Below are 26,416 nucleotides of genomic sequence, written 5' to 3' on the forward strand. Positions count from 1 at the left end.
ATCAGATAGCTTCTAAGGTTGCTGGCAGATTAGCAATTTTACCGGTCATTTCAGCGATGCGAGCAAATTCGGTTTCGCCATACCAATAGATTGTCCATTCCCCGTGCTTGATAGAGCCTGTCGCTCTTTCGGCATAAAATTCGTTAAAACCATTGTCCTTGTGCGTGCGCCAGAAAAGGGAAGGGTGGTTGTTTTCTATCCTGCGCCAGATTGCATGAGCCAAACCCTCACCGCGCGCTTCTTCCAACACAGCAAATTTATCAAGATACGCTGTGCCGCCAAAATTTTTCACTATGGCGCAGGCACGATAGCTCTCAGTCACATAAGCACTGTCCAGCTCAAGATCGTTCCACCAACCTGAAGTCAATGATCGGCCAAAAGCAGTCTGGATAAGTTGGATCAACTGGTCTTTATTTAAGTCACTTTTTTGAGAATATTTATGAATGGCTTCGCCCATACGGACCAATGTTCCAGAGCCGCCATGTGTGAAGAGTTCGCGCAGCAGGCCCTCTGGCGATGTAATAGATACCGATGTTGAGAGCGGTGCATTCTCAAGTAATTGTGCAATTTCCTGCAATTTTAACCGCATACCCGAATGGACCCAATCGGCCGCCATGAGCGCTGAAAAGTCTGTGGCTAGATTGATGGAATGCAGTGCCTTGCCATCTTCGCCCAACAGTCCGCCAACGCCTGACAAAAAGATAATCTTCATAGGCTCAAGCGCGGCGACCAATGCACGGGTTGCGGAGTCACCATTAATGTTGAGCATTTGCCCGCCAGGCCCAATGCCCATACAGCTGATAATTGGAATAGCACCAGCAGCGACGCTGTTTTGCAGCATGCCCTGACGAACAAGAGTTGGTTCACCCACAAAACCATAAGTTTCGCGGTCGATATAATCCGCTTCCAATACGCCAGTAGGCAAGGAATGGGCTGCGACCCCTTGCTCTCTTATGGCTTCGACCAGTTTGATATTGGCACCGAAAAAGACATCGCGTGCGGCGTCTAGGGCTGCAGCATGTGTTACGCGCAGTCCGTCAATTTTGGGGGTGTCTATGCCGCGTTTGGTTATTTCTTGGTCTAGCTGCGGGCCGCCGCCATGCAGAACCACTGGTGTTAATCCGACACGGTGAAGAAATGCGAGAGCAGATGCTGTCTCTTCCAATTGCTCTGCGATAATGGCTCCGCCAATTTTGATGACAGCAAAGCGAGTTTTGCCAACTTCGGAGAACCGATTGAGATAAGAACGGATCTCTTTTTTGTCGGAAATTTGCGAAAGCAATTGGACAATGGTTTGATGGGTCTGTGACATATGGTCTCTGCTGCCAATCATTTTGCGGCATGAATAATCTGCGTCTAATATTAGCCCGGTAAGAATGATAATATCCCGCCAGACTAGCCGTTACTGCATGATCTCTGGACGAAGGCCATCATAACCGCGTGATGAGCCATAGAAATTCCTGTGATGTGTTGCAAGCGGTGAACAAGGGCTGTTTGCACTGAGAAACATGAAATATAATGATTTTGCCACAGCTAATTATGTTATCGATTTGGCCAATCCGTCTGCAGCTTCTACATTCACCCCATGCACTATGAAAATCAATATCTCGATCTCATGCGAACAATCTGGTCAAGCGGTGCCGCGCGCGGTGACCGGACAGGGACCGGAACCAAGGCCGTATTTGGCGCTCAAATGTGTTTTTCACTAGATAATGGCGCAATACCTTTGTTGACGACCAAAAGGGTCTATTGGAAAACTGCAGCGCGTGAGATGCTCTGGTTTCTGACAGGCGACACCAATATTCGCGCTCTGGTTGAGCAGAAAGTGCATATTTGGACCGATTGGCCCTTAGCGAAATTCAACGATGAGACAGGCGAAAATCTGGATCGTGATACATTTGAAAAGCGAATTATTGAAGACGATGATTTCGCAGAAAAATGGGGTGATTTGGGACCAGTTTATGGCAAGCAATGGGTTGACTGGCCAGTCTATGATCCAGTCCCGGATGAAGGGGAGGGGCTTTATCGCAAAAGAGCGAAGGGCATTAACCAGATAGAAGAACTGGTCGATAGTTTGCGCAATAATCCCAACTCACGCCGCCACATCTTTGAAGGATGGAATGTTGCGGACATTGATCACATGGCGCTGCCACCATGCCATAAAACCTATCAGTTCTTTGTTGTAGATGGCAAATTGACCTGCTTGCTTTACCAACGCTCTTGCGATCTGGCACTGGGTGTGCCGTTCAACATATTTTCCGCGGCTTTGATAACTTATATGTTGGCCCAGCAGTGCGATTTACAACCGCATGAATTGATTTGGACCGGCGGTGATGTGCATCTTTACACCAATCACGCTGAATTGGTGGAAGAGCAATTATCGCGCAAACCAAGTGGCTATCCTCGCCTGGAAATTACGCGAAAACCGGCATCTATATTTGATTATACCATAGAGGACTTTTCGGTTAGTGAATATGCTCCTCAAAGCCATATTTCTGCGCCTGTGGCTGTATAAGTTCGCAAAAGGTTTTTGGGTCAGAACTATTGCCCTAACCGCATTTTTGTAATATTGGGCAAGCAGGGCGAAAGAAAATATAGGTTAGGCCTAGATAGTCAAACATTCCGCGGATGCATTATTACGCGGATATATGCAGGAGAGCATATGGCGGATGATAACAAGTCTGCAAGCCATGAGGTGCGCAGCAATTTGCCGCCTTTGGAATTGCACGTACCGCAACCGAAATTTAGGCCGGGTGACCCCGTAGACTATTCGCATATTCATGTGCCGGAAGCTGGCAAACAAGCGCGGCCCGATATTGCTGCTGATGCCAAAGAGACCAATGAACTGGTCTATGATCTGGTGCGCGTGCTGGATGATGATGGTAAGGCGGTTGGCCCATGGAACCCCAAATTATCAACCGACATATTGATCAATATGTTAGAGAAGATGGTGCTGGTCCGCGCATTTGACGAGCGACTATTTCGTGCTCAACGCCAAGGCAAAACTAGCTTTTACATGAAATGCCGCGGTGAAGAGGCGACATCTGTTGCTGCTGCCTTTGCCCTTGCCTCTGATGACATGGTGTTCCCCAGCTATCGCCAGCAGGGCGTACTTATCACTCGTGGCTATCCGCTTATTGAGATGGTCAATCAGATATTTTCCAACAAGGGTGATAAGTTGAAAGGCCGCCAATTGCCGATCATGTATTGTTCGCGCGAGCACAGTTTTTTCACCATTTCAGGCAATTTGGCGACCCAATATCCACAAGCAGTGGGCTGGGCCATGGCCAGTGCGATTAAAGGTGATACGCGTATCGCAGCAACATGGTGCGGTGAAGGCTCAACAGCGGAAGGCGATTTCCACAGTGCGTGCACATTTGCAGCTGTTTATAACGCCCCAGTCATATTGAATGTCGTCAATAACCAATGGGCGATTTCGAGTTTCTCTGGCTTTGCCGGTGCGGAACGGACAACCTTTGCAGCGCGTGCCGTTGGTTACGGTATTGCCGGGCTTCGGGTGGATGGCAATGACCCGCTCGCTGTTTATGCGGCAACATCATGGGCCGCAGAACGTGCGCGTACAAATAAAGGCCCGACGCTTATCGAGCATTTCACTTATCGGACAGAAGGACATAGCACTTCTGATGATCCTTCTGCCTATCGCAGTGCCGATGAAAGTAAAGACTGGCCCTTGGGAGATCCGGTTAACCGATTGAAACAACATTTAATATTACTGGGTGTTTGGGACGATGAGCGCCATGCTGCGCTCGATAAACAAATGGCAGAAACGGTCAAAGACGTTGCCAAAGCGGCAGAGAAAAATGGCGTATTGGGGCATGGTTTGCATCAGCCTTTTGCGACCATGTTTGAAGATGTTTTTGAAGAGCTTCCTTGGCATTTGCGTGAACAGAGCGAGCAAGCTGACCGTGAAAGGGCGATCAAATGGCCGAACAGATGATTTCGGATGAAGCCGCCGCCCCAAATGGCGACAAGCCTGACACGCCACGTATGAATATGATTGAGGCGATCAATAGCGCGCTTGATGTCATGCTTTCGCGTGATCCGAATGTTATATTGATGGGTGAAGATATTGGTTATTTTGGCGGCGTCTTCCGCTGTACGGCCGGTCTTCAGGAGAAGCACGGTCTAACGCGTGTATTTGACACACCGATCAGCGAATGCGGTATTATCGGTGCTGCGGTTGGGATGGGGGCTTATGGTCTTCGCCCTGTGCCGGAAATACAATTTGCCGATTATATTTATCCCGGCATTGATCAGCTTATTTCTGAAGCCGCGCGGCTTCGCTATCGTTCGGTTGGAGAATTTATTTCACCGATGACCGTGCGCTCGCCATTTGGCGGCGGTATTTTTGGTGGGCAGACTCACAGCCAATCACCGGAAAGCCTGTTCACACATGTTGCAGGCCTGAAAACGGTTATTCCATCTACCCCTTATGATGCAAAAGGATTGCTGATCGCGTCGATTGAAGACAATGATCCTGTGATTTTCTTTGAACCTAAACGCATATATAATGGTCCTTTTGACGGTTTTTATGACAAGCCGGTTCAGCCTTGGTCAAAGCATGATGGTTCGGAAGTTCCCGAAGGTTATTATCGCGTTGAATTAGGTAAGGCCGATATTGTGCGCGCTGGTACAGAGTTTACCGTGCTGGCTTATGGCACGATGGTCCATGTGGCTAAAGCAGTGGTTGAGGCGCACGGCGTTGATGCAGAAGTTATCGATCTAAGAACATTGGTGCCGTTAGACATTGAGACGATCGAGGCGTCAGTGAAAAAGACTGGACGCTGTTTGATTGTGCATGAAGCGACGCGCACCAGCGGCTTTGGTGCAGAGCTTGCTGCTCTGGTGCAAGAACGCTGTTTCTTTCATCTCGAAGCACCTGTTGAACGCGTTACTGGTTTCGATACACCTTATCCGCACTCACTGGAATGGGCATATTTCCCCGGACCTGTGCGCATCGGTGACGCCATCGCCAAATTGTTAAAGGACTGATACATATGGCAAAATATAGCTATACACTGCCCGATATTGGCGAAGGTGTTGTTGAGGCCGAGATTGTTGCATGGCATGTCAAAGTTGGTGATGTGGTCAATGAAGATGACCCGATAGCCGATATGATGACAGATAAAGCAACGGTTGAGATGGAAAGCCCTGTCACTGGAGTTGTAACCAAATTGGCTGGTGAAGCAGGTGATATTGTCAATATTGGTTCTATGCTCGTCGAATTTGAAGTCGATGGCGATGTCGCGTCAGATGATCAATCGAGTGAGACTGACAGCGATCCTATATCTGTCACGCCAGCTGAAGACATTGAACTGGCGCCTATAAAGACGGAAACTACAAAAGCAGAAAAACCAGCTATAGAGGCGGCTGCGCCACCAAAAGCCGCACCTGTTGCGCCAAAACGAATGGGTGCTCAATCATCTAGTAAAGTGTTGGCTTCTCCGGTTGTTCGGCAAAGAGCGCGTGAGCTTGGCGTAAATCTGGAACGGGTTAAGCCTCAGGCTGATGGCCGTATCCGTCACTCTGATCTGGATGCATATTTAAGCTATGGTGGCGGTGCTGCTCATGGCGGGCGCGCGGCAGATGAAGACATTAAAGTCATCGGAATGCGCAAACGCATTGCCCAGAATATGGCTGAGTCCAAGCGTAATATTCCGCACTTCACCTATGTCGAAGAGATCAACGTATCCAAACTTGAAGATATGCGCAAAGAGATGAATGCCAATCGCGGAGAGCGGCCAAAACTGACGGTTTTGCCGCTTCTTATCACGGCGATCTGTCGCACATTACGTGACTATCCGATGTTGAATGCCCGCTATGATGATGAAGCCGGTATTGTTACGCGTTCCGGCGCAGTGCATCTTGGCATTGCGACACAGACCGATGCAGGTTTGATGGTTCCCGTCCTTCGCGGTGCAGAAAGCATGAATGTCTGGGATATGGCGAGTGAAATTGCGCGTTTATCCGAAGCAGCTCGCAATGGGAAAGCCCGGAGTGATGAACTTTCCGGATCAACATTGACGTTAACATCTTTAGGCCCACTGGGCGGTGTGACGACAACACCTGTTATAAATCGCCCGGAAGTGGCCATTATTGGACCCAACAAAATAGTCGAGCGACCTATTGTTGAAAATGGTGCGGTTGTGATCGCCAAGATGATGAACATCTCGATATCCTGCGATCACCGCGTTGTGGATGGCTATGATGCCGCCAGCTTTGTTCAAGATCTCAAACGCAAAATTGAGACGCCTGTTTTCATTTTTGCAGATTGATATTCTGCCGCGCAATTATCAGATTTGATAATGTTTATTGGCCAACCAATTGACCAATGCTTTGTTGGTCAAACTTCAGGCGGAAGGTTATGAATGGGCCGCTGCGTGTGTAGCGTGCCTGTTCAAAATCACGATCTTCAAAGCCTACAAAGTTATAGCCGATGATAACATTGCTGTTCTTAAAAGGTGCCAGTCCAACAGTCGGGCCGCCCGCATAAGCAATGCTGTCAGCATTATTACCAATTCTTACTGTGCCAGCGCCGCCAACCGAAACCGTGCCATTAAGATCGAAACGGATATCAGCGCCAACAACATTGGTCCAGCCTTCGATATCGTCCGGGCCAAAGCGGTCAAAGACATAACGTGTACCCCAGAAGAGGCTGTACTCACCACGTTCCCAGAAACGCAGGCCGTCATCGACACGGCGATCGTCATTTTCGTGGATTGGTGTGTAGTTTACACTCAGGCTGTTAATGACCCGGCGTGAAGTAACATCACCGCTTACCGTCAACAATGCGCCGCCAATGGGGCCAGCTTCGCCAGCGATAGCGTTACGAACACTGTCTTCACGATATTCAAGACGGTTCAGGAATGACCAGCGGCTATCATCAGGACGGTGTGCCCAGCTAAGCTCGCCTTCAATGTTCGTGGTTTCAACACCGCCATTGGTTTCAGCTGTGAAGTAGCTGAACAATCCAGCAAGCGAGCTGCCATTACCAATTTGTTTAAGCGCAGCTGTGTTAATTCCATAACGATCACCCAGCTCACCAAAGCGATATTCTGCACGGCTAGCCCAGCTCCAGTCATCCTTGCGATAGGTTGCCCCTGCGGTCAGCGCGATAAAGTCTTCGCTGATCGCGCCGGTGGTAGCGAGGAAGCCGCCCGATGCAACAGGTTGCAAAGGATTGAGTACGTCTTGGGTCTGGATAGCACCATTTAATGTCTGATTGGCATCCAAAGAGAAATCGACTGTCCAATTGTCATCCAGTTTCAAAGATTGAGCGAAACCAAGTGACGCGAAGGTGCGTGGTCCAAATTCTTCGATCGACTGCTGATTGGCAGTGGTCAGGATACGAGCACCAGCCCATGGCGACAATTCGAAACCAACACGCGCTGTTTGTGCATCAAAGGTCTCACCGTCAGCAATCTCATATCCGCCAATCACTTTGACGTCAGGCGTGATAGCATAGCGAGCACCGATACGATGGCGGGCAGGGAAGTCCGCGCTGTCATTATTGCCGCCAAGTGCAAACTCGGTTGAGGCATCAATTTCCAGCTTATTGTCAAAGAAGCGTTTTGCACCACCAATATTGACCAGTGTTGAACGGTTGATGCTGCCATCAGCCAAGCGATCTTCTGCATGGGTCAGACCGGTGCGCAGAGATTGTGTATCACCGCGATATTCAACGCTGGCGCTACCTGCACGGCGACGGGCACCAGAGAAGAGGAAGTCTTCCTGATAGGCAGCCAGAGCAACGTTAACCTGCTTATTCAGACGATAGCGTGTATCGATACCGAATTTGCGCGTGCCGGCTTCAACACCATTTTGCTGACCCAGGCCGAAATTTACAGCCTGACGACGGACATAGGCGAGTACATCCACTTTGGCGCCATGATGCTCAGCTTCAACCAACCATGCAGTTGCTGTGCCAGGGTCTGCAATGCCGCTATTGGCATTGCTGTCGCCATCAGAGATTGCGAATTCAGCACGCAGTTCAGTCTGTACATCTGGCTGATAGCGAATATCGACACCGCCAAGATTGGTGGTTTGATCAGCACCTTCATCATGAATGGCACTAGCAGCTATCTGCAATTTCTGGTCTGCACTGCGCCAGCTGACACGGCCACCAGCATTTAATGTACGCTCACCAATGCCATCAACTTCATAGGTGATGATGATGAACTGTGGATCAAGGTTGATCCGGCTCAAAATAGGCTCACGGAAGCGCAAGGTGCCAGTGACATAATCAATGTCATAATCAATATGGCGTGTCAGTTGACGCTCTTCGACTATGCGTTGTGATTGGAAACGGTCACGGATCTGGATAGAAACGCGTTCGCTGTTGATGATGACATCGCGTGACGACAGAGCATAAGGGCCAGTCAGACCATTGCCTTGCAGTTCTTCGCGGCGGAAGCGGAAAGGCGTATCGGCTGCGAATGCGGTCGCTGAAACCTGATCAGAGCGATATTCACTTTTCACACCGTTGAACGAACGCTGATAGCGGGACAGCTGAGATTCGTTCAAGCCAGTCTCATAGTCACCGAACAGAGCATAGAATTGCGGGCGTTCAAGGCGCAGGTACAAGCGGCGGATGCTTGCAGCGTCAAAGCGTTGCTCTGAACGGTCCGCATAGATTGTATAATAGCTACGTGGATCAATAACACCGCCAAATTCGGTTTCATCACGCTCTTTGTCACTGTCATAAGCCAATGTTAGCAACCATTTACCCTGCACACGGCCTTTTGCATAGAGTGCAACACGGCCATCAAGGTTGATGCTGTCTTCGTCGTCAGACAGAGCCTCTAGACGGCTGTCCAGAGTGTTGAAGCCAACGGTACCAGCTGCAAAGCCTACAACTGTCCAAGGACGATTGCCCGGATCGAGCCATGTTTCAACGCGTTGTGCGCGCTGTGTTTCGCCATCTTGGAAGTTAAAGGTCACGCTGACCGTGCCTGACGCAGTGGTTGGCGCCAGTGTTACATAAGCGATGCCATCATCACCTTCGACGCGCCATACCGGCCGTGCACGCTCAAGACCTGACAATTGGTTGGCCTGTTGCGCATCAACCTCAATAGCGGGCTGATAGGGAGCAGGAACCTGGAAATCACCAACAGAGTCATGACGGATAGGCTTACCATCGCGGTCGGTCAGGCGCACAGCGATAACTGGACGCGTAACACCATCGGCAATCAGTATCGAACGCTCTTTCAAGAATTCTGCGTTCAGTGGACCTGATGCATAATGCACAGTGCGGGTCAGTTCTTCGACAACATTGCCGCCACGGTTCAGAATTTTTGCAGTCAGGACATTTGAACCTTGGTCGAGTTCAATTGCACGCCATATGCTGATGCGCCAGCGACCATCAGGGCTTTTACGAGCGCCTTCAAAAGTCAGATTGTTGACGGCTTTGCCATTGGCGAACAACTCAACGGTCTGTCCAGCCATGTGCTTGATAACAACGCGGAGTGATTTGGCACGTGGATTGTGGTTTTCCTGTGGGAAGACCCAGCCAATACCAGCGGTTTCGCCTACAAACCAGTCACGATCGCTGCCAGCAGCTTCTTGGTCGGTAAGAATGTCAGGGCGCTTAGTTGCAGCTTCAACAGCTGCAGGAGCGTCACGTGGGGCAACTTTGCGGGCACGGAAGTCTGCGCGCTTCAATGCACCGCCACGGCCTTCTACAAAGCGTGAAATATCACTGCCTGCACTGCGTGTGTTGCGTGCACAATCCATCGGCGCAAGGTCCAGAGGGAAGGTTGATGGGTCAACCTGAACCACATGCAGTCCTGGTAATACGCCTTCAAAGTGGTAGCGGCCATCTTGATCGGTAATCGCGAAGCGACCGTCTTGTAGCATAACACGTACACCAGCGATGCCGTTTGCTTGGCGAGGGTCAACGGTGCAGGCACCATCGGTAACCCGGCCGATAATCGTAAAGCGATCGGAAATGGCATCACGTGCAATGCGGGTAAAGGCTTCTGCTACGCCGCTGACAGCGCCGCGTGTATCACTTGCAGTTGCAGTGTTGGCAATGTCACCAGGCAATGCATCAGGACGAACCTCGGTCAAATAGGTCAGCAATCCACTGCCGCCAGCAGGAAGTGCAGGGACTTCAAGCGAAAAGCTGCCACCGTCAGGCGCTATATCGGCGGTAACCAGATCGCCATTATAGCGGATGGTGTCTGCTCTTAAGCGTAGGGCAAATGGCAGATCATCTGTGATGGTTATACGGCCCGTATCACGGCGCGAATCTGAGTTGCGTACAATAATGCGATACTGCAAAGCGTCACCGGGTTCAGCAACGGCAGCCGACACTGTCTTGGTCAAAGCAAGCGGCGCACCCGGTTGATCGACAGGAATATCGATGCGTACAGGGGCAGGGTCATCAAGGGTTATGATGCCACCAAAAGAACCATCGGCAATGATGAAGGCTTCTCCATCTGGACGGCGCAATAGCGCGATTTCTTCAGGTGTAGCGTTCGAAATCCATGTGAATGGAGCAGGGGGCTCTACAATGATGCGATAATCGCCGGGGCGCGCAAATGGGAAGCGGTAAAAACCTGGCTCAAATACATATACCGCGCCGCTGGCATCAGTGACTGTTGATCCTGTAAATATGGTTGATGGGAAGGCGGAAACGCCGTCATCACCGAAAACTTCTGCTGGTTGACCAGTTGCATTGTCGATCAGAGTTACGCGTGCACCAGAAACTGGCGTGCCGTCCGCACTGTCAAATACCAAACCAAATGGATCGATTAAAATATCAACGCTAACCTCACCCAGTATTTCACCACCATTGTCATCACTAATGTCGATGCTGAGCTCACTACCAGGTACAACCGACAGGATACAATTGCCTTGAACAGGCTGTGGAGGCACAGATGCTGTATTGATGACCCCGACAAAGTCACTTGTGTTAATACCAGTCTCTGTAACAGAGATGGTTTCACGGTCACCTTCATCAGTAGTCAGGACAATGTTAAAACTATCAATCGCATTGGCGTCCAGATTATGGGCCGGTGAGTTGATAAGAATAACAAGTGGTTCATTTGGTGAGATTACAGTCCGGGGGCTTAAAGATGCAGGTGCTGTCTCAAGACCTGAGAACACACCGCCAAGCGTGATCGGAACAACGCCATTATTGCTTTGGCATTGGGTCTCGGGCAAATTGATCTGGGTGCCGCCACTTGGAGGATCATCAAACTGAAAAGTTGTAATAATAATCGGAGCGTCCGGTGGGGGCGGCGCAACGACCAAATCCACTCTGTTCGAAGGCAGCTGTTCGCGACCTGCGGAACCATCCCATTCAACAAATGCGGTATTACTAATAGTTTGAGCATGCGCATTTGCAGAAAGCAAAGCTGCCGCCAAACCTAAAGTCGCACAAGCGAGGGGTTTAAAAAGAGTGGTTAATATGTTCATGGGGGTAAAGGGTGGGGATCGTCAGTCAGGAGGTTCCTTCCCGACGATCCCCGCCATCCTTAGTCTACTGTAACTCGGAAAACGAGCGTACGTGCATCACCCGCAGCGACTGTTGGGATGGTGCCCGTAACAGTGTTGCTTGCGAAGCTGCCACCTGCAGCGCCATCGGCGTTACAAGTAAAGCTTGTTGCTATGTCACCGGTAATCGTGCCGTTAAGCAGATTGCCGAAAGTTGCGTCATAAGTGATGTTGGCCAAGAGCGGATCCGATATTGTAATGCTTGAAGCATCGGCAACGCCGGACGCGTTTCCGATTGCAATACAATATTCTACGACCGCACCTGGAATAGCTTTAGGGTTAGTCGTACCATTTACTGGATCAGAGATAACCGTAGAGATTTTGCGTACGGTAATATCAGCGGCTTGGACGGTATAATCGTCGGTAGCACTAAATGCGCCATCGCGTGTTGCATCGGTATCACCCGCACCATCAGCGAATACGGTTTCAACGCCGTCTGTGTCTGCGCCGGTATCTTCGGTAATAGCTGCACCGACTGCGCCGCCAGCTGAACCACCTTCGCGCGCAGTTGCTGTTAATGTTACAGCTGCAACATCACCATTAACTTGTGCAGCTGGTATAGCGCCAATCACAAATACGGTGACATTCGCATCAACGCCTAATTCATCGATAAAGGTCGCCGTATCGTCCGCAGGGTTAAAGACACCATCGCCATTGTCGACGAATATTTGTAGTGAACCAACATCAAAGTTGTCCGTTCCGCCATTAGGTGCTGCACCACCGCCTTGGTTTGCAACTGCAAGCTCAAAGTCGAGGACTTCGTTAGAAGTGTTGGTAACAACAAATGTTGTTACTGGTGGCGGCGTACTTGTGCCATCTTGCCCTGGTGATACAGTAGTTGTAGCGCTGTCAGAGGCTGCAACAGTAAGGTTGATTACACGGTCAACCTGGAAGGTATCAGAGGCTGTTTCTTCTGTTTGATCAACGCCGCCAACTTGATAATTAACCGTTACGGTGTTGTCGATATCTGTGCCCGCCAACGTTGTGTTGGGGACTGTAGTTGCTTGTGCAAACGCTGGATTGGCTGCGCCAATCGATAATGCGAATGCCGAAGCAGCTACAAGAAACTGCTTTCTACTATTCATTTCTGGTCTCCATTCTTCTTCAATTAATCCAAAGTATTCCGCTTGGATGTTGTGCGGTGTGACTATTTAACTACGCCACGAAACGTTAATTTCCCTTCATCACCATTTGTAATATCTTCTAAAATGATCCAGCGGATGTGCGTTACATCTGCTGGTGAAGCGGGACGAAAACGCCCATCGTCGAGGGCGATTCGCAAATTTTCCAATCGCGCCCAGTTTTTTCCGCCATCAACGGAAACTTGTTCGCTGCCATCCAGGGTTTCCTGGAATCTTACGGCAGCGGGGATAGGATTTGTAATAACAACATCGGTTGCCGGTGTTGGACTGGTGTTTTTGTAGCTGACTACAAAAACAAGGCGGTCACCCGGGATCAAAGATGTTGGTCTTTCGAGAACAACAGCAGGTTTTCCTGCCGTATTGGTGATGCGTTCAACAAAGATTTCGCTTTCAAGCGCAATATTGCCATTGGCAAACGCCGGCGATGCAATTGTAGCGCAAGCAGCGGCTAAGAGAGTAATGAATTTACGTATCATGGCGTCACCTGATCGTCGATTTCAACTTGGAAGGTAACTGTACGGGTTTGTCCGCCTGGAACATTACCAAGATTGACTGAAATTGCAGTGCCATCATATGCGCCAGCGTCATCACCCGTATCGGCATCAGTTAATGCCGCACCTTCCAATGTAATGGTTTCTGTTTGATAGATTGTGTTTGCTGGAATAGGGTCAGAGATAATTACATTATCAAGTGATCCAGTGCCCGTAATGGTAGCGATTAACGAATATGTTATAATCGATCCCGGAACTGCAGAATTGCCACCAAATGGGTCAAGAATAGTCGCTTCTTTAACCAAAGCTATGGACGCGGCTTGGATTATAAAAAAGCCGCTATCATCATCATCTGCGCCCGTTGTACCGACAACAGCATCACCGCCGCCATCGCCTTGACCATCAAAAACTGTACCAGGCGTACCCGTTCCTGTTACGGCTTCTGCTGTCAGCGATACTTCGGCACGTTCGCCGTCGTTAGCGTCTGATGGAATGTTATTTATAATGAAAACTGTGATATTTGCATCTGGCTCTAAGACCGGATCATTGACACCAGCTACATATACATCATCGACACCGGGATCGTATACGCCATTGCCATTTGTATCTAGCACGATTTGCACAAGCGCAGTATCGAAATCATCGCCAGGCCGTGCTGTATCGGCGGTCAGGGTAAAGGCTTCCGATCCGTTACCGGTGTTGGTCACCAAATACGTCAATACTTCGTCAGTTTCATCAGGAGACGTAGCGACATCGCCTGGATCGGTAGAATCAACTGTTACATCTAGAAGTTCATCAACAGTAATAGAAACCGTATTGGATGGTACATCGACGCGACCGCCTGGTCCGTCAAAGCTGGCCGTCGCAGTGTTGTCGATCGGTGTACCGGCACGTGTACCAGCAGCTAAGGCTGTGTGACTCGTGGTCATTGCAAGAGCAAAAATCGATATAGCGCTAAGACGCAAATAACCGGTGGAGAATTGTGATTTCAACATAAAGAATAATCCGCTTTCATTTCGATAGTGCGGTTTATGACAGAGAAATCACAAAAAACGGTTAACAGGGAGGGGGGCCTCTGTACGAGACGGGGCGCTATTTAAGTATATGATAAGTAATGATAAATGTAATTTTTGAATCATGTAATTTTGGTTAATTCTGTGGCAATGGCTGTCACTAGATGTAAAAACACATCGGTTATTTGAGAAAGGCACTGAACCTGCCAAAGGCCCGCATCTTGAACGCTTTAGATTTCGCAAAAGCCAAAATAATGAAATATTTGATCGAAATATGGATAGGAGGAGTTGACACTCTGGCGGTGGTCATCTAACTGCGCCGCTCCAGCATTTGACACTGTCAAAATATGCGGGTGTAGCTCAGTTGGTTAGAGCGCCGGCCTGTCACGCCGGAGGTCGCGGGTTCAAGTCCCGTCACTCGCGCCATTTTTCGGATTATGTATTTATGCAAACTCTGAAAATGGCGCAATTTTCTATCTGGTTTGACATAAAATCAGCCGAAATTTCCAAATTTAACTATTAATCTTGAAACTTGGTATCTTATCCTGGGCGATCTCAACGCATTAAATCGAGATTTTTCGTTTATATCATATTTTCCAACGCCCCAATTCCATCCACACAAGAATAGGGCGGACAGGGAAAATCCATATAATACCCGCGATGAGAAAGAATATCGCTTGCACGATAACGGGGAGCGTTAAAATATAGTCTGCTATATTGATGATGATGACTGACCAAATGGTTATAATCAGCAGAATAGCTATCATTCCAGCAGGTTTGCGCATAGTGGGCTTCATATTCTGTCCTGTCTTGCTTTCAACGCAGTGCGTTAGCCATTTTCATCAAAAAATATCACGGATTGTTCGGTAATAATGGCGTGCATTTTGCGATCATGTGGTTCGGTCGGTATCTCTGCAACTTGCTGAACGGACCAAGCTAGGCCGATAACCGCACAATTAGGTTCCCGGGCAAGATAACGATCATAATAGCCACCACCTTGGCCAAGACGAGAGCCCTTCGCGTCAAATCCCAGCAAAGGTACGATCAAGATATCTGGTGTGATAATGGGCTGCTCAGTTGCTGGTTCCATGATGCCGTACGGACCAGCACTTACATCGTCACCAAATCGCCATTGGCGAAAGACCAGATCATCGCCATTAACAGTCGGCAATGCTGTCGCAATATCCTCTTCTTTGAGCAGCTTTGCATAGCGCAGGGCAGGGGCCTCATCACCATAGGGCGCATAAAGCCCGATACAATTTGCTTTTGCCAGATGATCTTTAATCATAGATGGAATCGCAGAAAAGCTGCGTTCTAAGGCAAAAAGAGGGAGATTGGCGACAAAGTTCTTTCGCTCTTGTCGCAATATGCGCCGCAGCGCAGGCTTTGACGGAATATTGGACATGGGAAAATTGCCTTCCATCAAAGCGGCGGGAAAAAGTGGCAGAACCGCGTGCGTCGTTTTCCGGAATATCCTCTGACGCCAAAACGTCAGGTGGGTGCCATATGTTCCGGACCAGGGTCCGGGCAGGGACAGCTCCCTTGGAAAGATGTATCGCCTCAGGGATGTTCTCATCAGCTCGTGCGCTGCAGAACTGCCACAATCTATCTATGCACTGCGAGGGCGTTGCTCAAGCCCTGATATGCTTTACCTTTTAACATTATCAGTTTTCTGCACCAATGTTGCTGGTGTGTGCAGATTTTCTTGACAAGAAAGCCTCGGACGTATTTAAAGGTGCCGATAACTCATCAAGACCAGCCGAGGGATAGGCCCTTAGACGCTGGGGCAACCGCCAAAGACTGACCAGTTTTAGGAAAGGTGCCAAATCCTGCGATATATTGCATATCGGAAGATGAGTCGGAGCGGCATTTGGTGTTCGTTTACCGATGGTCTTGTCAGGATTTTTTGCTGGGTTGTGTAAGTACAACGATGACAGGCAATGAAAATGGCAATGGCTCTAGAAACTTTCAGCTCTGAACCGCAGGCAGCACAGCGCAAAGACACAAATGGTGATGTCACCATTGTTCTGCCCGCGGATTTCCAACTGGAGAGCGGTGATAGGCTCAATACCCGTCACGTGAAGTTACGTTTTCATGGAAACCCCAATGGCCCTAAAGTCCTATGTCTTGGCGGTATCTCAGCAACACGAATAGTTGCTGATGGACCGGGATCAGGCGATGCATTGGCTGAAAAGGGCTGGTGGCGTGATTTTGTTGGCTATTCTGCTCCGGTAGATTTGCACAGCTATTGTGTGATCGGCTTTGATTTTTTGCCCGGCAACGACACTGATACCATAACCATTACCACACATGATCAGGCACGCGCATTGGCCTATGCCTTATCTTCAACGGGGGTGGAGCGGCTCGATAGCTTTATTGGGTCCTCTTATGGTGGCATGGTCGCTTTGGCTTTTGCCAGCCTGTTTCCAGAGCGCGTGGGCCGGCTTTGTGTAATTTCCGCAGCTGATAGATCACATCCTGCCGCTATAGCCCAGCGCGGTGTTCAGCGGCGTATATTGGCGCTTGCTGATAGCTGTGAAAAACCTGAAGAGGGTGTGGCATTGGCCCGGCAATTGGCGATGATCAGCTATCGTAGCGCGGAGGAATTTGATAAGCGGTTTTCTGGGGCGGTTGGGCCCAATAGTGGCGATAGTTATGACGTTTGCGATTATCTTATCGCGCGTGGCAAGCAATGCGCTATGTCACTGCATTGCTATATGGCTTTATCGGACTCTATCGACAGACACAGAGTTGACCCTGCCACTATCACCACGCCAGTCTTGCTTATAGCCTCGGACAGCGACCATTTGGTGTTCCCAAAAGATATGCAGACATTGCAATTAGCGCTTGCTGGTCAGAGTGAATATCGTGAAATTTCATCGCTCTATGGCCATGATGCCTTTTTGAAAGAGATACACTCTATCGGCGCAATATTGGCCGATCATCTTGCGGAAAGTTGTTAATGTCTGAGGATAAAGAATTAGTCGAACAATCCAGCTTGGTACAACCGGAAACAGTCTGTGCCACCGCCTCGGTGGGTGAAGATAACAATCACGGCGCCATATCATTGCCAATCTATATGGCAGTCAACTATGCTTGGGACAATCCGCGAGAGAAGCCTTTGCATGATTATTCCCGGCGGACCAATCCAAGCCGGGATGCTTTGGAACGGATGCTCGCGGAACTTGAAGGTGCCGCAAAGGGCGTTGTTGTATCGTCCGGCATGGCAGCGCTTAATCTGGTGCTCAACCTGGTTAAGCCTGGCGATCTGGTCGTTGCGCCGCATGACTGTTATGGCGGTACGCATCGCCTATACACGGCCAGACATAAACAAGGCCATTGTGACATGGTTTTTGTCGATCAGACCGATCCAGCTGCACTGGATGCTGTTTTTGCGCGTTCACCGAAAATGGTGATCATCGAAACGCCTAGCAATCCATTGCTGCGTGTGACAGATATTGCGGATATTGTTAGCAGAGCCCGCAAATGCGGCGCTCTGGTTGTGGCAGACAATACGTTTTTGTCACCAATACTTCAGCAGCCTCTCAATCTTGGCTGTGATATTGTTATTCATTCAACCACCAAATACATTAACGGACACAGTGATGTTGTGGGCGGTGCAGTTTTGGTGCGCGATGCTGAACTGGGTGAAGAGCTGCAATGGTGGGCAAATTGCACAGGTGTCACTGGCGCTGCATTTGATGCGTTTCTGACTATGCGCGGTGCACGCAGCTTGTCAGCGAGATTGTTGCAACAGCAATCCAGCGCAGGTGCTCTTGTCGAGAGACTGGCGTCAGATAACAGGGTTAAGCAGATATTCTATCCTGGCCTGACCAGTCACAAAGGGCATGACATTGCGAAAAGACAGCAAAAGGGCTTTGGAGCATTGTTCAGCGCAGAATTTGCTGATGATGTTGATGTCTATGAACTGCTGGAAAATTTGAAGATTTTCACCATTGCTGAATCATTAGGCGGCTTTGAAAGCTTGGTATGTCTGCCTGCATCAATGACGCATGCTGGCATGGCACCCGAAGCGCGAAAAACAGCCGGATTGGGCGACAATTTGGTCAGATTTGCTATAGGGCTGGAGCATGTGGATGACCTTTTGGAGGACATCTCCCAAGCGCTTGAAAAGGCAGTTTAAGTAAAGACAGGCGTAGACATAGTCTGATTTTTATCAGGACGTGCTTTCTATCCGATCGGCCATATCTTCAATGCGCTCTGCAAGTTTATCCAGCGCTTTAACAGCATTTGCAATCATCGCATCGTTTACAATATTGTCCATAAGATCTGGTTCAGCTGCTGAAACGGCTTCACTTGAATTAGTGGCTGCAGTTTCAACCTGAGTGTCAGCAGACTTACTCTCGGCCAGTTTTCGTTCGCTCTCTTTGACAGCTTTCACTGCTTTCGCGAGGGCCTTTTCGCTTTTCTTGATATCAGCCTCAACCTCCAGCAAGGCATCCGCCAACAACAAACCCCCAAATAGCAATCCTCTAATTTCTGTGACGGATTGCCCGTTTGTCGCTTCACTGATCTTTGCATCGAGAGATTTTGCGAGGGCAAAGGCGTGATCTTCTTCGCCATCTCCGCAAGTGATAGGGTAATTTCTACCGGCAATATGCAGCGTAATATTAGCCATTTTGCTTATCACCAGCATTTGTCATCATATCTATACGGGCAATAGCATCTTCGGCGGCCTTGCGCAGGCGATCATAATCCGCGAACAAAGGGTGCTCCTGTTTCGGCACGGATGCGCCTGCCAGACTATTTTCCAATCGGCTGATGGCACGTTCCATTCTGCCGATAACCAGTATCAGATCATCTTGTCCCATATTCATTCTCATAATCAAATTATGAGCCGAGTCCAATGTTCTGCAAAAAATGCCCAATATTGGCCAAGAATAAGGGGTGATAACTTGACGCTGGACGCTGAGCCTTTCAAAGGAGCGTGGTATATTTCGAATCAAAATCATTGCGGTCTTTACCGAGAGAAAATAAACTATGAGTTCCAATCAGATAGTAGATAAGCCAACTTCAGAAGAGCTGACGCAAGCTGCAAATGCCATACGGGCATTGTCTATGGATGCTGTAGAGAAAGCCAATTCTGGCCATCCGGGCATGCCCATGGGTATGGCGGATGTCGCAACGGTGCTGTTTCAGGAATATCTGAAATATGACCCGCAGAACCCAGATTGGGCCGATCGGGACCGATTTGTTCTGTCCGCTGGCCATGGTTCGATGCTGATCTATGCATTGCTGCACCTTACCGGATATGCCAGCCCTACAATTGAGGATATTCGTAATTTCCGTCAATTGGGCAGTCCTTGTGCCGGGCACCCAGAGAATTTTGAACTGGCTGGTGTTGAATCAACCACAGGGCCATTAGGGCAGGGGCTTGCTATGGCTGTCGGCATGGCCATTGCCGAACGGCACCTTAATGCGCATTTTGGTGATGATATTGTAGATCACCATTGCTGGGTCATTGCCGGTGACGGTTGCTTGATGGAAGGTATCAATCACGAAGCTATCGGCATTGCAGGTCATCTTGGCCTTGGCCGTTTGAACGTCCTTTGGGATGACAACAAAATCACCATTGACGGCGCTACGGACCTCTCAACCAGTGAAGACATTCTCGCGCGCTATGCTGCTACAGGCTGGCATGTGGTAAGCTGTGACGGACATGATTTTCACGATATCCGTAAAGCTATGGCAGAGGCAAAGGCTGATCCGCGCCCATCGCTGATCGCCTGTGCTACCATTATCGGCAAAGGTTCACCTAATAAGCAGGGCACATCCGCAACCCATGGCGCTCCTTTGGGTGAGAAGGAAATATCTGCTGCACGGGCTGCACTGGATTGGCAACATGCTCCATTTGTGGTGCCTGATGATATTGCTGAGCAATGGAAAACAGCCGGTGCGCGCGGCAATGGCGACTATATGGCGTGGCAGGAACGGCTCGATGGTCATTCGGAAAAAGATGAATTCTTGCGCCGCATGGCGGGTGAATTGCCAGAGCGCTATGGTCTGCGCCGCCACATTGATGGTTTGATTAGCCAGCCGCAAAAAGTGGCAACCCGCAAAGCATCAGAGCTGGCCCTGACAGCCATCAACACCCATTTGCCAGAGACAATTGGCGGTTCAGCCGATTTGACAGGTTCCAACAACACCAAGACCGGAGCATTGGACAATCTGACCAGTGACAATCTGGGTGGCCGTTATGTAAATTACGGCATCCGTGAGTTTGGCATGGCAGCGGCTATGAACGGTATGGCGCTGCATGGCGGTGTTATACCTTATGGCGGTACATTCCTGGTCTTTACCGATTATTGCCGTGCCGCAATCCGCTTATCGGCTATCCAGCATCAACGCGTTGTCTATGTTATGACGCATGACAGTATTGGCCTTGGTGAAGATGGGCCAACCCACCAGCCTGTAGAGCATATAATGAGCTTGCGCATGATGCCCGGCGTCGATGTTCTGCGTCCTGCTGATGCAGTAGAGACGGCGGAATGCTGGGACATGGCACTGCGCAAAAATGACGGGCCTAGCATATTGGCGCTAACCCGTCAGGGTTTGCCGCAATTCCGTTTGGAGCCGAGCGAAGAAAATCGCTGTGAAAAAGGGGCATATCGCGTCAAAGTTGCTGGCCATGCACGGCAATTAGTTATTGTTGCAACCGGCTCTGAAGTAGCTCTTGCGCTTGAAACTGCCGAGTTGCTGGAACAAAATGCTATCGGCTGTGACGTAGTGTCTATGCCAAGCTGGCGGCATTTTGATGAACAAAGCGCCGAATATCGCGATGAAATCCTGCCCAAAGATGTGCGCAAAGTTTCTATCGAAGCTGGCGTAACATTGGGATGGGAACGCTATATTGGCAGTGACGGGCTTAGTTTCGGCATTGATAGCTTTGGCGCCTCTGCTCCGGCATCTGACTTGTTTGAGCATTTCGGTTTGACCGCCGAAGCTATTGCCAACAAAATTCGCGAAGACATTTAATTCTTGGAACGGGAAAGCCCGTTCGAATTTAGGAGAATCACATGACAACCAAAGTAGCAATTAACGGTTTTGGACGCATCGGACGATTGGTCGCTCGCGCGATTTTGGAACGTCCCGATTGCGGGCTTGATCTGGTCGCCATTAACGATCTTGCCGATGCGAAGGCCAATGCTTTGCTATTTGCATATGATTCCATTCATGGGCGTTTTAATGGTGATGTCACTGCTGAAGGTGATGCAATCATTGTTGATGGCAAGCGCATTGCCGTCACGTCTGAGCGCGAGCCTGGCAATTTGCCACATGGTGAAATGGGCGTGGATATCGTCTTGGAATGCACAGGCTTTTTTCAATCAAAAGACGCCTCTCAGCCGCATATTGACGCTGGTGCGAAACGCGTTCTTATTTCCGCGCCTGCAAAAGGCGATCTGAAAACGGTCGTTTATGGCGTGAACCATGACATTTTGACGGCGGATGATGCCATTGTATCCAATGCCAGCTGTACAACAAACTGCTTGGCGCCGGTTGCTAAGGTGCTGAATGATGCTGTTGGCATTGAGCGCGGCTTTATGACCACCATTCACAGCTATACCAATGACCAACGTATGCTGGACCAAATGCACAGTGATATGCGCCGTGCCCGCGCCGGTGCTGCCAATATTATTCCCACTACGACGGGCGCAGCGCGCGCTGTTGGTCTGGTTCTGCCAGAACTCAATGGCAAGCTTGATGGCTCGTCTGTGCGTGTGCCGACACCCAATGTGAGTCTGGTTGACCTTGTGTTTACGCCGCTGCGTGAAACAAGCGCTGAAGAAATCAACAACGCGCTGAAAGCTGCTGCAGAAGGCCCGATGAAGGGCGTGATGGTCTTTGAAGACAAGCCATTGGTATCAAGTGATTTTAATCATCAAGCGGCAAGTTCTTCAGTCGATAGCTTGGAAACCAGCGTAATGGACGGCAAGTTGGTGCGTGTTGTTAGCTGGTATGACAATGAATGGGGCTTCTCTAACCGCATGATTGATACAGCAAAGGTAATGGCTGGTCTGATCTAAGGTTAGCTTTGCCTAACACGGCAACGATAATTTTGGCGAAATTGTAAAGACAGGAACATCATGGGACGCGGGTTCAAAACACTGGACGATATGGGCAATGTTGCGGGTAAGACCGTCTTTGTCCGCGTTGATCTCAATGTACCTATGGCGGAAGGTAAAGTAACAGATGATACGCGATTGCGTTCAACTGTTCCGACCATCAGTGAACTGTCTGACAATGGAGCAAAAGTCCTGTTGTTGGCACATTTTGGTCGCCCTAAGGGCAAGGTCGACATGGCATATTCGCTTGAGCCTGTTGTCCCTGCACTACAGGCTGTTTTGGGCCGCAATGTCGGCTTTATGCAGCACCCTGGCACTGATGCGATTGCAGCATTAGCCGATGGCAGTGTAACGGTTGTTGAAAATAGCCGTTTTGCTGCTGGCGAAGAGGCTAATGATCCGGCGATGGCAAAGATGCTTGCCGGTTTTGCCGATGCTTATGTCAATGATGCCTTCTCTGCGGCCCATCGCGCTCATGTCACGACTGAAGGGTTGACGCACTATCTGCCAGCCTATGCCGGCCGCGCAATGGAAGCAGAACTGAATGCGCTGGATAAGGCCTTGGGCTCACCCGAGCATCCCGTCGCGGCTGTTGTTGGCGGCGCAAAAGTGTCTTCCAAACTTGATGTGTTACAGCATCTGGTCACGAAGGTTGATCATCTGATTATCGGTGGCGGGATGGCCAACACATTTCTGGCCGCGAGAGGCGTTGATGTTGGCAAATCACTTTGTGAGCACAATCTTGCTGATACAGCCAATGCAATATTGGAAGCTGCGGATGCAGCCTCTTGTACGGTTCATCTGCCTTATGATGTTGTTGTCGCAGAAGAGTTTGCCGCAAATGCCCCTAGCAAAACCGTGAATGTTCACGAAGTGGGCGCCAATGAGATGATATTGGATATTGGCGAAGCTGCTGTTGAGGCGCTTTCCGATGTACTGAAAACATGCCGCACATTGGTTTGGAATGGTCCATTAGGCGCATTCGAAATCCCGCCTTTTGACCGCGCTACCGTCGCGCTGGCACAAACTGCGGCAGCATTGGCCAAAGAAGGGCAGTTGGTGAGCGTTGCTGGCGGTGGTGACACCGTCGCTGCATTGAATCACGCCAATGCTGCCGATGATTTTACCTTTGTCTCTACTGCTGGCGGTGCTTTTCTCGAATGGATGGAAGGCAAAGACCTTCCAGGGATAACGGCCCTGCAAGAATGATTATTCGGGCAATCCAACCGGGCGACCGAATGGCCATTGCCGATATTCACACTCTAAGCTGGCAACAAAGTTACCGCTACCAAATGCCAGTGGATTTTCTGGATAATGATTTGCCGCAACAAATGCGGGAATATTGGCAAAGCAGACAGATTAACGATGATGACATTGTTCTGGTTGCCGAAAATAATGACAAAATAATTGGTTTTGCTGCTGCCTGGCATGCAGAACCATTATATTTGGATAATCTCCATGTGGTGGAGGCTTTCCGTTCCCATGGTCTAGGGCGTAGGCTAATGGGCGAGATTGCTAAGCAGGGCGCGGAAAATGGTTGTAAAGCAATCGACCTGCATGTCGTCATAGGTAATGAAAGGGCGGAAAAGCTCTATCTTGCTTTGGGCGGAGTTATCACAGCAACCGAAGATAAACCATTATCGGGTATTGCAGTCCCGCACTACCGGATCAGCTGGCCCGACATTAGAACACTTATTGCAAAAACTACAGCCAATTAGAGGTATATAACGATGTACACACCAGAAATGCTGGACAAAATCGAAAATGGATCAGGTTTTATTGCTGCACTCGATCAGAGTGGTGGGTCCACACCTCGTGCGCTTAAAGGCTTTGGTATTGAAAGCGATGCCTATAGCAATGATGATGAAATGTTTGCGCTAATCCATGAGATGCGTAGCCGTATTATCACATCGCCGAGCTTCAATGGCGATAAGGTTCTTGGCGCTATCTTGTTTGAGCGCACTATGGATGGTGAAACAAATGGTAAGGCAGTTCCTGCTTTATTGTGGGAGCGCGGCATCGTACCTTTTCTGAAAGTCGATAAAGGCTTGGAGGATGAAAGCGACGGCGTGCAAATGATGAAGCCAATGCCAGAACTTGATGCTTTGTTGGAGCGTGGCAATTCTCGCGGTGTCTTTGGAACCAAAATGCGCTCGGTCATCAATTCGGCTTCACAAAGTGGGGTGACAGCTATTGTTGAACAGCAATTTGCTGTTGCAAACCAGATTATTGACCATGGTTTGATGCCGATTATCGAACCTGAAGTGAATATCAAAAGCGACACAAGAGCCGAATGTGATAGCCTTTTGCGCGACGCTATCATGGCTGAACTGGATAAGCAGGACGCAGATTGCAAAGTGATGTTGAAACTCTCTATCCCTGAGCAAGCCGGGCTCTACAATGATCTGGTAAAGCATCCCAAAGTTTCGCGTATGGTCGCGCTTTCAGGTGGTTTTTCACGTCAGGAAGCATGCGAGCAACTGGCGCAGAATCCAGGCATGATTGCCAGCTTCTCACGCGCTTTGCTTGAAGATTTACGTCAACAGATGGACGATGAAACATTTGATGGAGCTTTGGCCGAAGCGATTGACCAGATTTACGCAGCATCGAACTGCTAGAGTTAAGTGTCCGACGATAGAAAAAATACGGTTCTAAAGGTTTATCATTACCATCAAGCAGTGGCACCCATGCTTTGGGTATTATTAGGGTTGAGCTTGATTGAACTGCTTGTGATGCATTTTCTTATATCTTTTTGGAGTGAAATCGCTGCAATAATATTATCTGTAATCACATTTATATCCATTGTTTGGCTTGTTCGATTTCTCCTGTCTCTGAAAAAATATCCCGTTCTTCTTACCTATGATTCCGTCGTGATGCGCATTGGTAATCGCCAGAGCTATACGGTGCCTATTGCGGACATCGCTAAATTGCGCACAGAGATTACGGCTGATGCGTTAAAAGGAAAAGATGTCGCCAATTTGGCACTGTTAGCACATCCCAATTTGATGATAGATTTGAAGGCTGGTAGAACAAGGGATGGCGCAGTTGGGAAACACCAAATTATGAAGATTGCTCATCGACTGGACAATATTGAGTTGTTCTTGTCCGACTTTAACCAACAAAAGATGGCGTATAAAGGCAATGAACAATAAATGTGAACTCTACCTGATATCACCGCTTGATGTTGATGGTGACTTTCCGCAAAAATTAGAAGCTGCTTTGTCTGCAAAACATGTCGCGGCATTCCAGTTTCGTGTGAAGGGCAAAGATCAGCATGAGGCTGCGCGTCTTGCCGCGCCTTTGCAGGAAATTTGCGTCAAATATGATGTGGCCTTTGTCGTTAATGACGATGTTGCACTCGCCAAAAGGCTGGGCGCAGATGGCGTGCATTTGGGGCAGGGCGATGGTGATGTGCGCGAAGCACGTCAGGAATTGGGCAAAGACGTCCAAATCGGTGTGACATGCCATGATAGCCGTCACTTTGCATTAGAGGCAGGTGAGGCAGGCGCTGATTATGTGGCCTTTGGTGCTTTTTATCCCAGCAGCACAAAAGATACGCCTTATATTGCCGATCTTGAGTTGTTGCGTTGGTGGTCTGCTATGTTGGAGATTCCCAGCGTAGCCATAGGCGGCATTACTGCAGATAATGCCGGGCCGATAATTGAAGCTGGTGCTGATTTTATAGCTGTTAGTGGCGCTATATGGAATGCAAAAGACGGTCCTGCTAAGGCGGTTGAAGCAATTGCCAATCGCCTATCCAAAGGTGCAGAGGTTTAAGCAGCCTTGGCTTGACTGACTGAACTTATATAACGCGCCTGAAAGCCCTTAACTTCCTTGGTAATCAGCTGCCATTTGCTTGAACTGTCTTTGCGTTCGGGTGTGGTGGAGACCATGCATCCAAAATAGCCTGCGGCCAATGCATAGGGCGGCCTAGCAGCGAGACTATCAGAAGTGCTAATGATGTAATGTTCTGCCAAATCGCTATGACATCCATATATTTTCGACAACATGGTTTTTCCCTCAAACTGTTCTGTCAAATGATTATGGTGACCTGATAGCACCGAAATTTTGTCTCTGATTGCATTAAACGGACATAATTTTACAAAATCTAACATTGTGTTCTGCAACTTTGGTTTGATCTGTATTTACCTGTATAGCGGTTTCCT

General features: G+C 49.3%; 23 protein-coding genes, 1 tRNA gene, 1 other RNA gene and 1 riboswitch. Of the genes, 14 read left to right on the top strand and 11 right to left on the bottom strand.

The features are described from left to right. Nucleotide 1: 1 nt before the first annotated feature. Nucleotides 2-1,312 carry an acetylglutamate kinase gene (locus ACR9YC_RS06360; protein ID WP_438731372.1) on the bottom strand — a complete coding sequence of 437 codons (1,311 nt, stop codon included), beginning with the start codon at nucleotides 1,310-1,312 and terminating at the stop codon, nucleotides 2-4. A 273-nt stretch (nucleotides 1,313-1,585) separates the two neighbouring features. Here ACR9YC_RS06360 and thyA point away from each other — a divergent pair, with 273 nt between their 5' ends. The 4 genes from thyA to ACR9YC_RS06380 all read left to right on the top strand — a co-directional run bounded on the left by thyA (nucleotide 1,586) and on the right by ACR9YC_RS06380 (nucleotide 6,296). Further along, on the top strand, nucleotides 1,586-2,515 hold the full coding sequence (thyA, locus tag ACR9YC_RS06365; RefSeq protein WP_438731374.1) for a thymidylate synthase: 930 nt from the start codon (nucleotides 1,586-1,588) through the stop codon (nucleotides 2,513-2,515). 147 nt (nucleotides 2,516-2,662) lie between these two features. Continuing rightward, nucleotides 2,663-3,958, top strand: a complete 1,296-nt coding sequence (locus ACR9YC_RS06370; RefSeq protein ID WP_438731376.1) for a 3-methyl-2-oxobutanoate dehydrogenase (2-methylpropanoyl-transferring) subunit alpha — start codon at nucleotides 2,663-2,665, stop codon at nucleotides 3,956-3,958. Nucleotides 3,959-4,008: 50 nt separating this feature from the next. Continuing rightward, nucleotides 4,009-5,013 (top strand): alpha-ketoacid dehydrogenase subunit beta, encoded by a 1,005-nt coding sequence (locus ACR9YC_RS06375; RefSeq protein ID WP_438731667.1) that lies wholly within the window; start codon nucleotides 4,009-4,011, stop codon nucleotides 5,011-5,013. A gap of 5 nt (nucleotides 5,014-5,018) precedes the next feature. Then, on the top strand, nucleotides 5,019-6,296 hold the full coding sequence (locus ACR9YC_RS06380; RefSeq protein ID WP_438731378.1) for a dihydrolipoamide acetyltransferase family protein: 1,278 nt from the start codon (nucleotides 5,019-5,021) through the stop codon (nucleotides 6,294-6,296). A 34-nt stretch (nucleotides 6,297-6,330) separates the two neighbouring features. Here ACR9YC_RS06380 and ACR9YC_RS06385 read toward each other — a convergent pair whose 3' ends face one another. From ACR9YC_RS06385 to ACR9YC_RS06400, 4 genes are all read right to left on the bottom strand, one after another. Continuing rightward, nucleotides 6,331-11,379 (bottom strand): hypothetical protein, encoded by a 5,049-nt coding sequence (locus ACR9YC_RS06385; protein WP_438731381.1) that lies wholly within the window; start codon nucleotides 11,377-11,379, stop codon nucleotides 6,331-6,333. Between the two features lie 122 nt (nucleotides 11,380-11,501). After that, on the bottom strand, nucleotides 11,502-12,605 hold the full coding sequence (locus ACR9YC_RS06390) for a hypothetical protein (protein ID WP_438731384.1): 1,104 nt from the start codon (nucleotides 12,603-12,605) through the stop codon (nucleotides 11,502-11,504). A gap of 62 nt (nucleotides 12,606-12,667) precedes the next feature. Then, nucleotides 12,668-13,138 (bottom strand): hypothetical protein, encoded by a 471-nt coding sequence (locus ACR9YC_RS06395; RefSeq protein ID WP_438731386.1) that lies wholly within the window; start codon nucleotides 13,136-13,138, stop codon nucleotides 12,668-12,670. Next, nucleotides 13,135-14,148, bottom strand: a complete 1,014-nt coding sequence (locus ACR9YC_RS06400) for a hypothetical protein (protein ID WP_438731388.1) — start codon at nucleotides 14,146-14,148, stop codon at nucleotides 13,135-13,137. The genes ACR9YC_RS06395 and ACR9YC_RS06400 overlap by 4 nt, the downstream gene beginning before the upstream one ends. 367 nt (nucleotides 14,149-14,515) lie before the next feature. On the opposite strand from ACR9YC_RS06400, the gene ACR9YC_RS06405 reads away from it, so the two are divergent. Next, nucleotides 14,516-14,592: transfer RNA gene (locus ACR9YC_RS06405), tRNA-Asp, on the top strand. A gap of 161 nt (nucleotides 14,593-14,753) precedes the next feature. On the opposite strand, the gene ACR9YC_RS06410 is transcribed toward ACR9YC_RS06405, so the two are convergent. From ACR9YC_RS06410 to ssrS, 3 genes are all read right to left on the bottom strand, one after another. Further along, on the bottom strand, nucleotides 14,754-14,963 hold the full coding sequence (locus ACR9YC_RS06410; protein ID WP_438731390.1) for a DUF2842 domain-containing protein: 210 nt from the start codon (nucleotides 14,961-14,963) through the stop codon (nucleotides 14,754-14,756). A 32-nt stretch (nucleotides 14,964-14,995) separates the two neighbouring features. Then, nucleotides 14,996-15,571 (bottom strand): 5-formyltetrahydrofolate cyclo-ligase, encoded by a 576-nt coding sequence (locus tag ACR9YC_RS06415; RefSeq protein WP_438731393.1) that lies wholly within the window; start codon nucleotides 15,569-15,571, stop codon nucleotides 14,996-14,998. A gap of 37 nt (nucleotides 15,572-15,608) precedes the next feature. Next, a non-coding RNA gene (gene ssrS, locus ACR9YC_RS06420) (6S RNA) lies at nucleotides 15,609-15,765 on the bottom strand. 144 nt (nucleotides 15,766-15,909) lie between these two features. Next, a riboswitch (SAM riboswitch) is annotated at nucleotides 15,910-16,026 on the top strand. Between the two features lie 86 nt (nucleotides 16,027-16,112). On the opposite strand from ssrS, the gene metX reads away from it, so the two are divergent. Further along, on the top strand, nucleotides 16,113-17,129 hold the full coding sequence (gene metX / locus ACR9YC_RS06425; protein ID WP_438731396.1) for a homoserine O-succinyltransferase MetX: 1,017 nt from the start codon (nucleotides 16,113-16,115) through the stop codon (nucleotides 17,127-17,129). Continuing rightward, nucleotides 17,129-18,310, top strand: coding sequence for a cystathionine gamma-synthase (metB, locus tag ACR9YC_RS06430; protein ID WP_438731399.1), 1,182 nt, complete (start codon nucleotides 17,129-17,131; stop codon nucleotides 18,308-18,310). Before metX ends, metB begins: the two co-directional genes overlap by 1 nt. A gap of 33 nt (nucleotides 18,311-18,343) precedes the next feature. Here the strand turns inward: metB and ACR9YC_RS06435 are convergent, their stop codons facing one another. Further along, complete coding sequence (locus ACR9YC_RS06435) at nucleotides 18,344-18,805, bottom strand: cell division protein ZapA (protein ID WP_438731402.1); 462 nt, start codon at nucleotides 18,803-18,805, stop codon at nucleotides 18,344-18,346. Then, a complete protein-coding gene (locus tag ACR9YC_RS06440) occupies nucleotides 18,798-18,998 on the bottom strand; it encodes a hypothetical protein (protein ID WP_438731404.1) in 201 nt (66 codons plus the stop codon). Before ACR9YC_RS06440 ends, ACR9YC_RS06435 begins: the two co-directional genes overlap by 8 nt. 169 nt (nucleotides 18,999-19,167) lie before the next feature. On the opposite strand from ACR9YC_RS06440, the gene tkt reads away from it, so the two are divergent. From tkt to thiE, 7 genes are read left to right on the top strand one after another with little or no spacing between them, the layout of a single operon-like run. Then, nucleotides 19,168-21,162, top strand: a complete 1,995-nt coding sequence (gene tkt / locus ACR9YC_RS06445) for a transketolase (protein WP_438731406.1) — start codon at nucleotides 19,168-19,170, stop codon at nucleotides 21,160-21,162. Between the two features lie 41 nt (nucleotides 21,163-21,203). Then, nucleotides 21,204-22,211 carry a type I glyceraldehyde-3-phosphate dehydrogenase gene (gene gap / locus ACR9YC_RS06450; RefSeq protein ID WP_438731409.1) on the top strand — a complete coding sequence of 336 codons (1,008 nt, stop codon included), beginning with the start codon at nucleotides 21,204-21,206 and terminating at the stop codon, nucleotides 22,209-22,211. A gap of 60 nt (nucleotides 22,212-22,271) precedes the next feature. Next, nucleotides 22,272-23,459: a phosphoglycerate kinase gene (locus ACR9YC_RS06455; RefSeq protein WP_438731411.1), complete on the top strand. Its 1,188-nt coding sequence runs from the start codon at nucleotides 22,272-22,274 to the stop codon at nucleotides 23,457-23,459. Beyond that, nucleotides 23,456-23,968 (top strand): GNAT family N-acetyltransferase, encoded by a 513-nt coding sequence (locus ACR9YC_RS06460; RefSeq protein WP_438731414.1) that lies wholly within the window; start codon nucleotides 23,456-23,458, stop codon nucleotides 23,966-23,968. The genes ACR9YC_RS06455 and ACR9YC_RS06460 overlap by 4 nt, the downstream gene beginning before the upstream one ends. A 12-nt stretch (nucleotides 23,969-23,980) precedes the next feature. Beyond that, on the top strand, nucleotides 23,981-24,868 hold the full coding sequence (locus ACR9YC_RS06465; protein WP_438731417.1) for a fructose bisphosphate aldolase: 888 nt from the start codon (nucleotides 23,981-23,983) through the stop codon (nucleotides 24,866-24,868). A gap of 6 nt (nucleotides 24,869-24,874) precedes the next feature. Then, nucleotides 24,875-25,402, top strand: coding sequence for a hypothetical protein (locus tag ACR9YC_RS06470; RefSeq protein ID WP_438731420.1), 528 nt, complete (start codon nucleotides 24,875-24,877; stop codon nucleotides 25,400-25,402). After that, nucleotides 25,392-26,027, top strand: coding sequence for a thiamine phosphate synthase (gene thiE / locus ACR9YC_RS06475; protein ID WP_438731423.1), 636 nt, complete (start codon nucleotides 25,392-25,394; stop codon nucleotides 26,025-26,027). Before ACR9YC_RS06470 ends, thiE begins: the two co-directional genes overlap by 11 nt. Here the strand turns inward: thiE and ACR9YC_RS06480 are convergent. After that, entirely contained in the window at nucleotides 26,024-26,365 is a 342-nt protein-coding gene (locus ACR9YC_RS06480) for a hypothetical protein (RefSeq protein WP_438731426.1), read from the bottom strand. The genes thiE and ACR9YC_RS06480 overlap by 4 nt on opposite strands. Nucleotides 26,366-26,416 lie beyond the last annotated feature (51 nt).

This window comes from Parasphingorhabdus sp. DH2-15, from assembly GCF_051668705.1.
Classification (GTDB): domain Bacteria; phylum Pseudomonadota; class Alphaproteobacteria; order Sphingomonadales; family Sphingomonadaceae; genus Alterisphingorhabdus.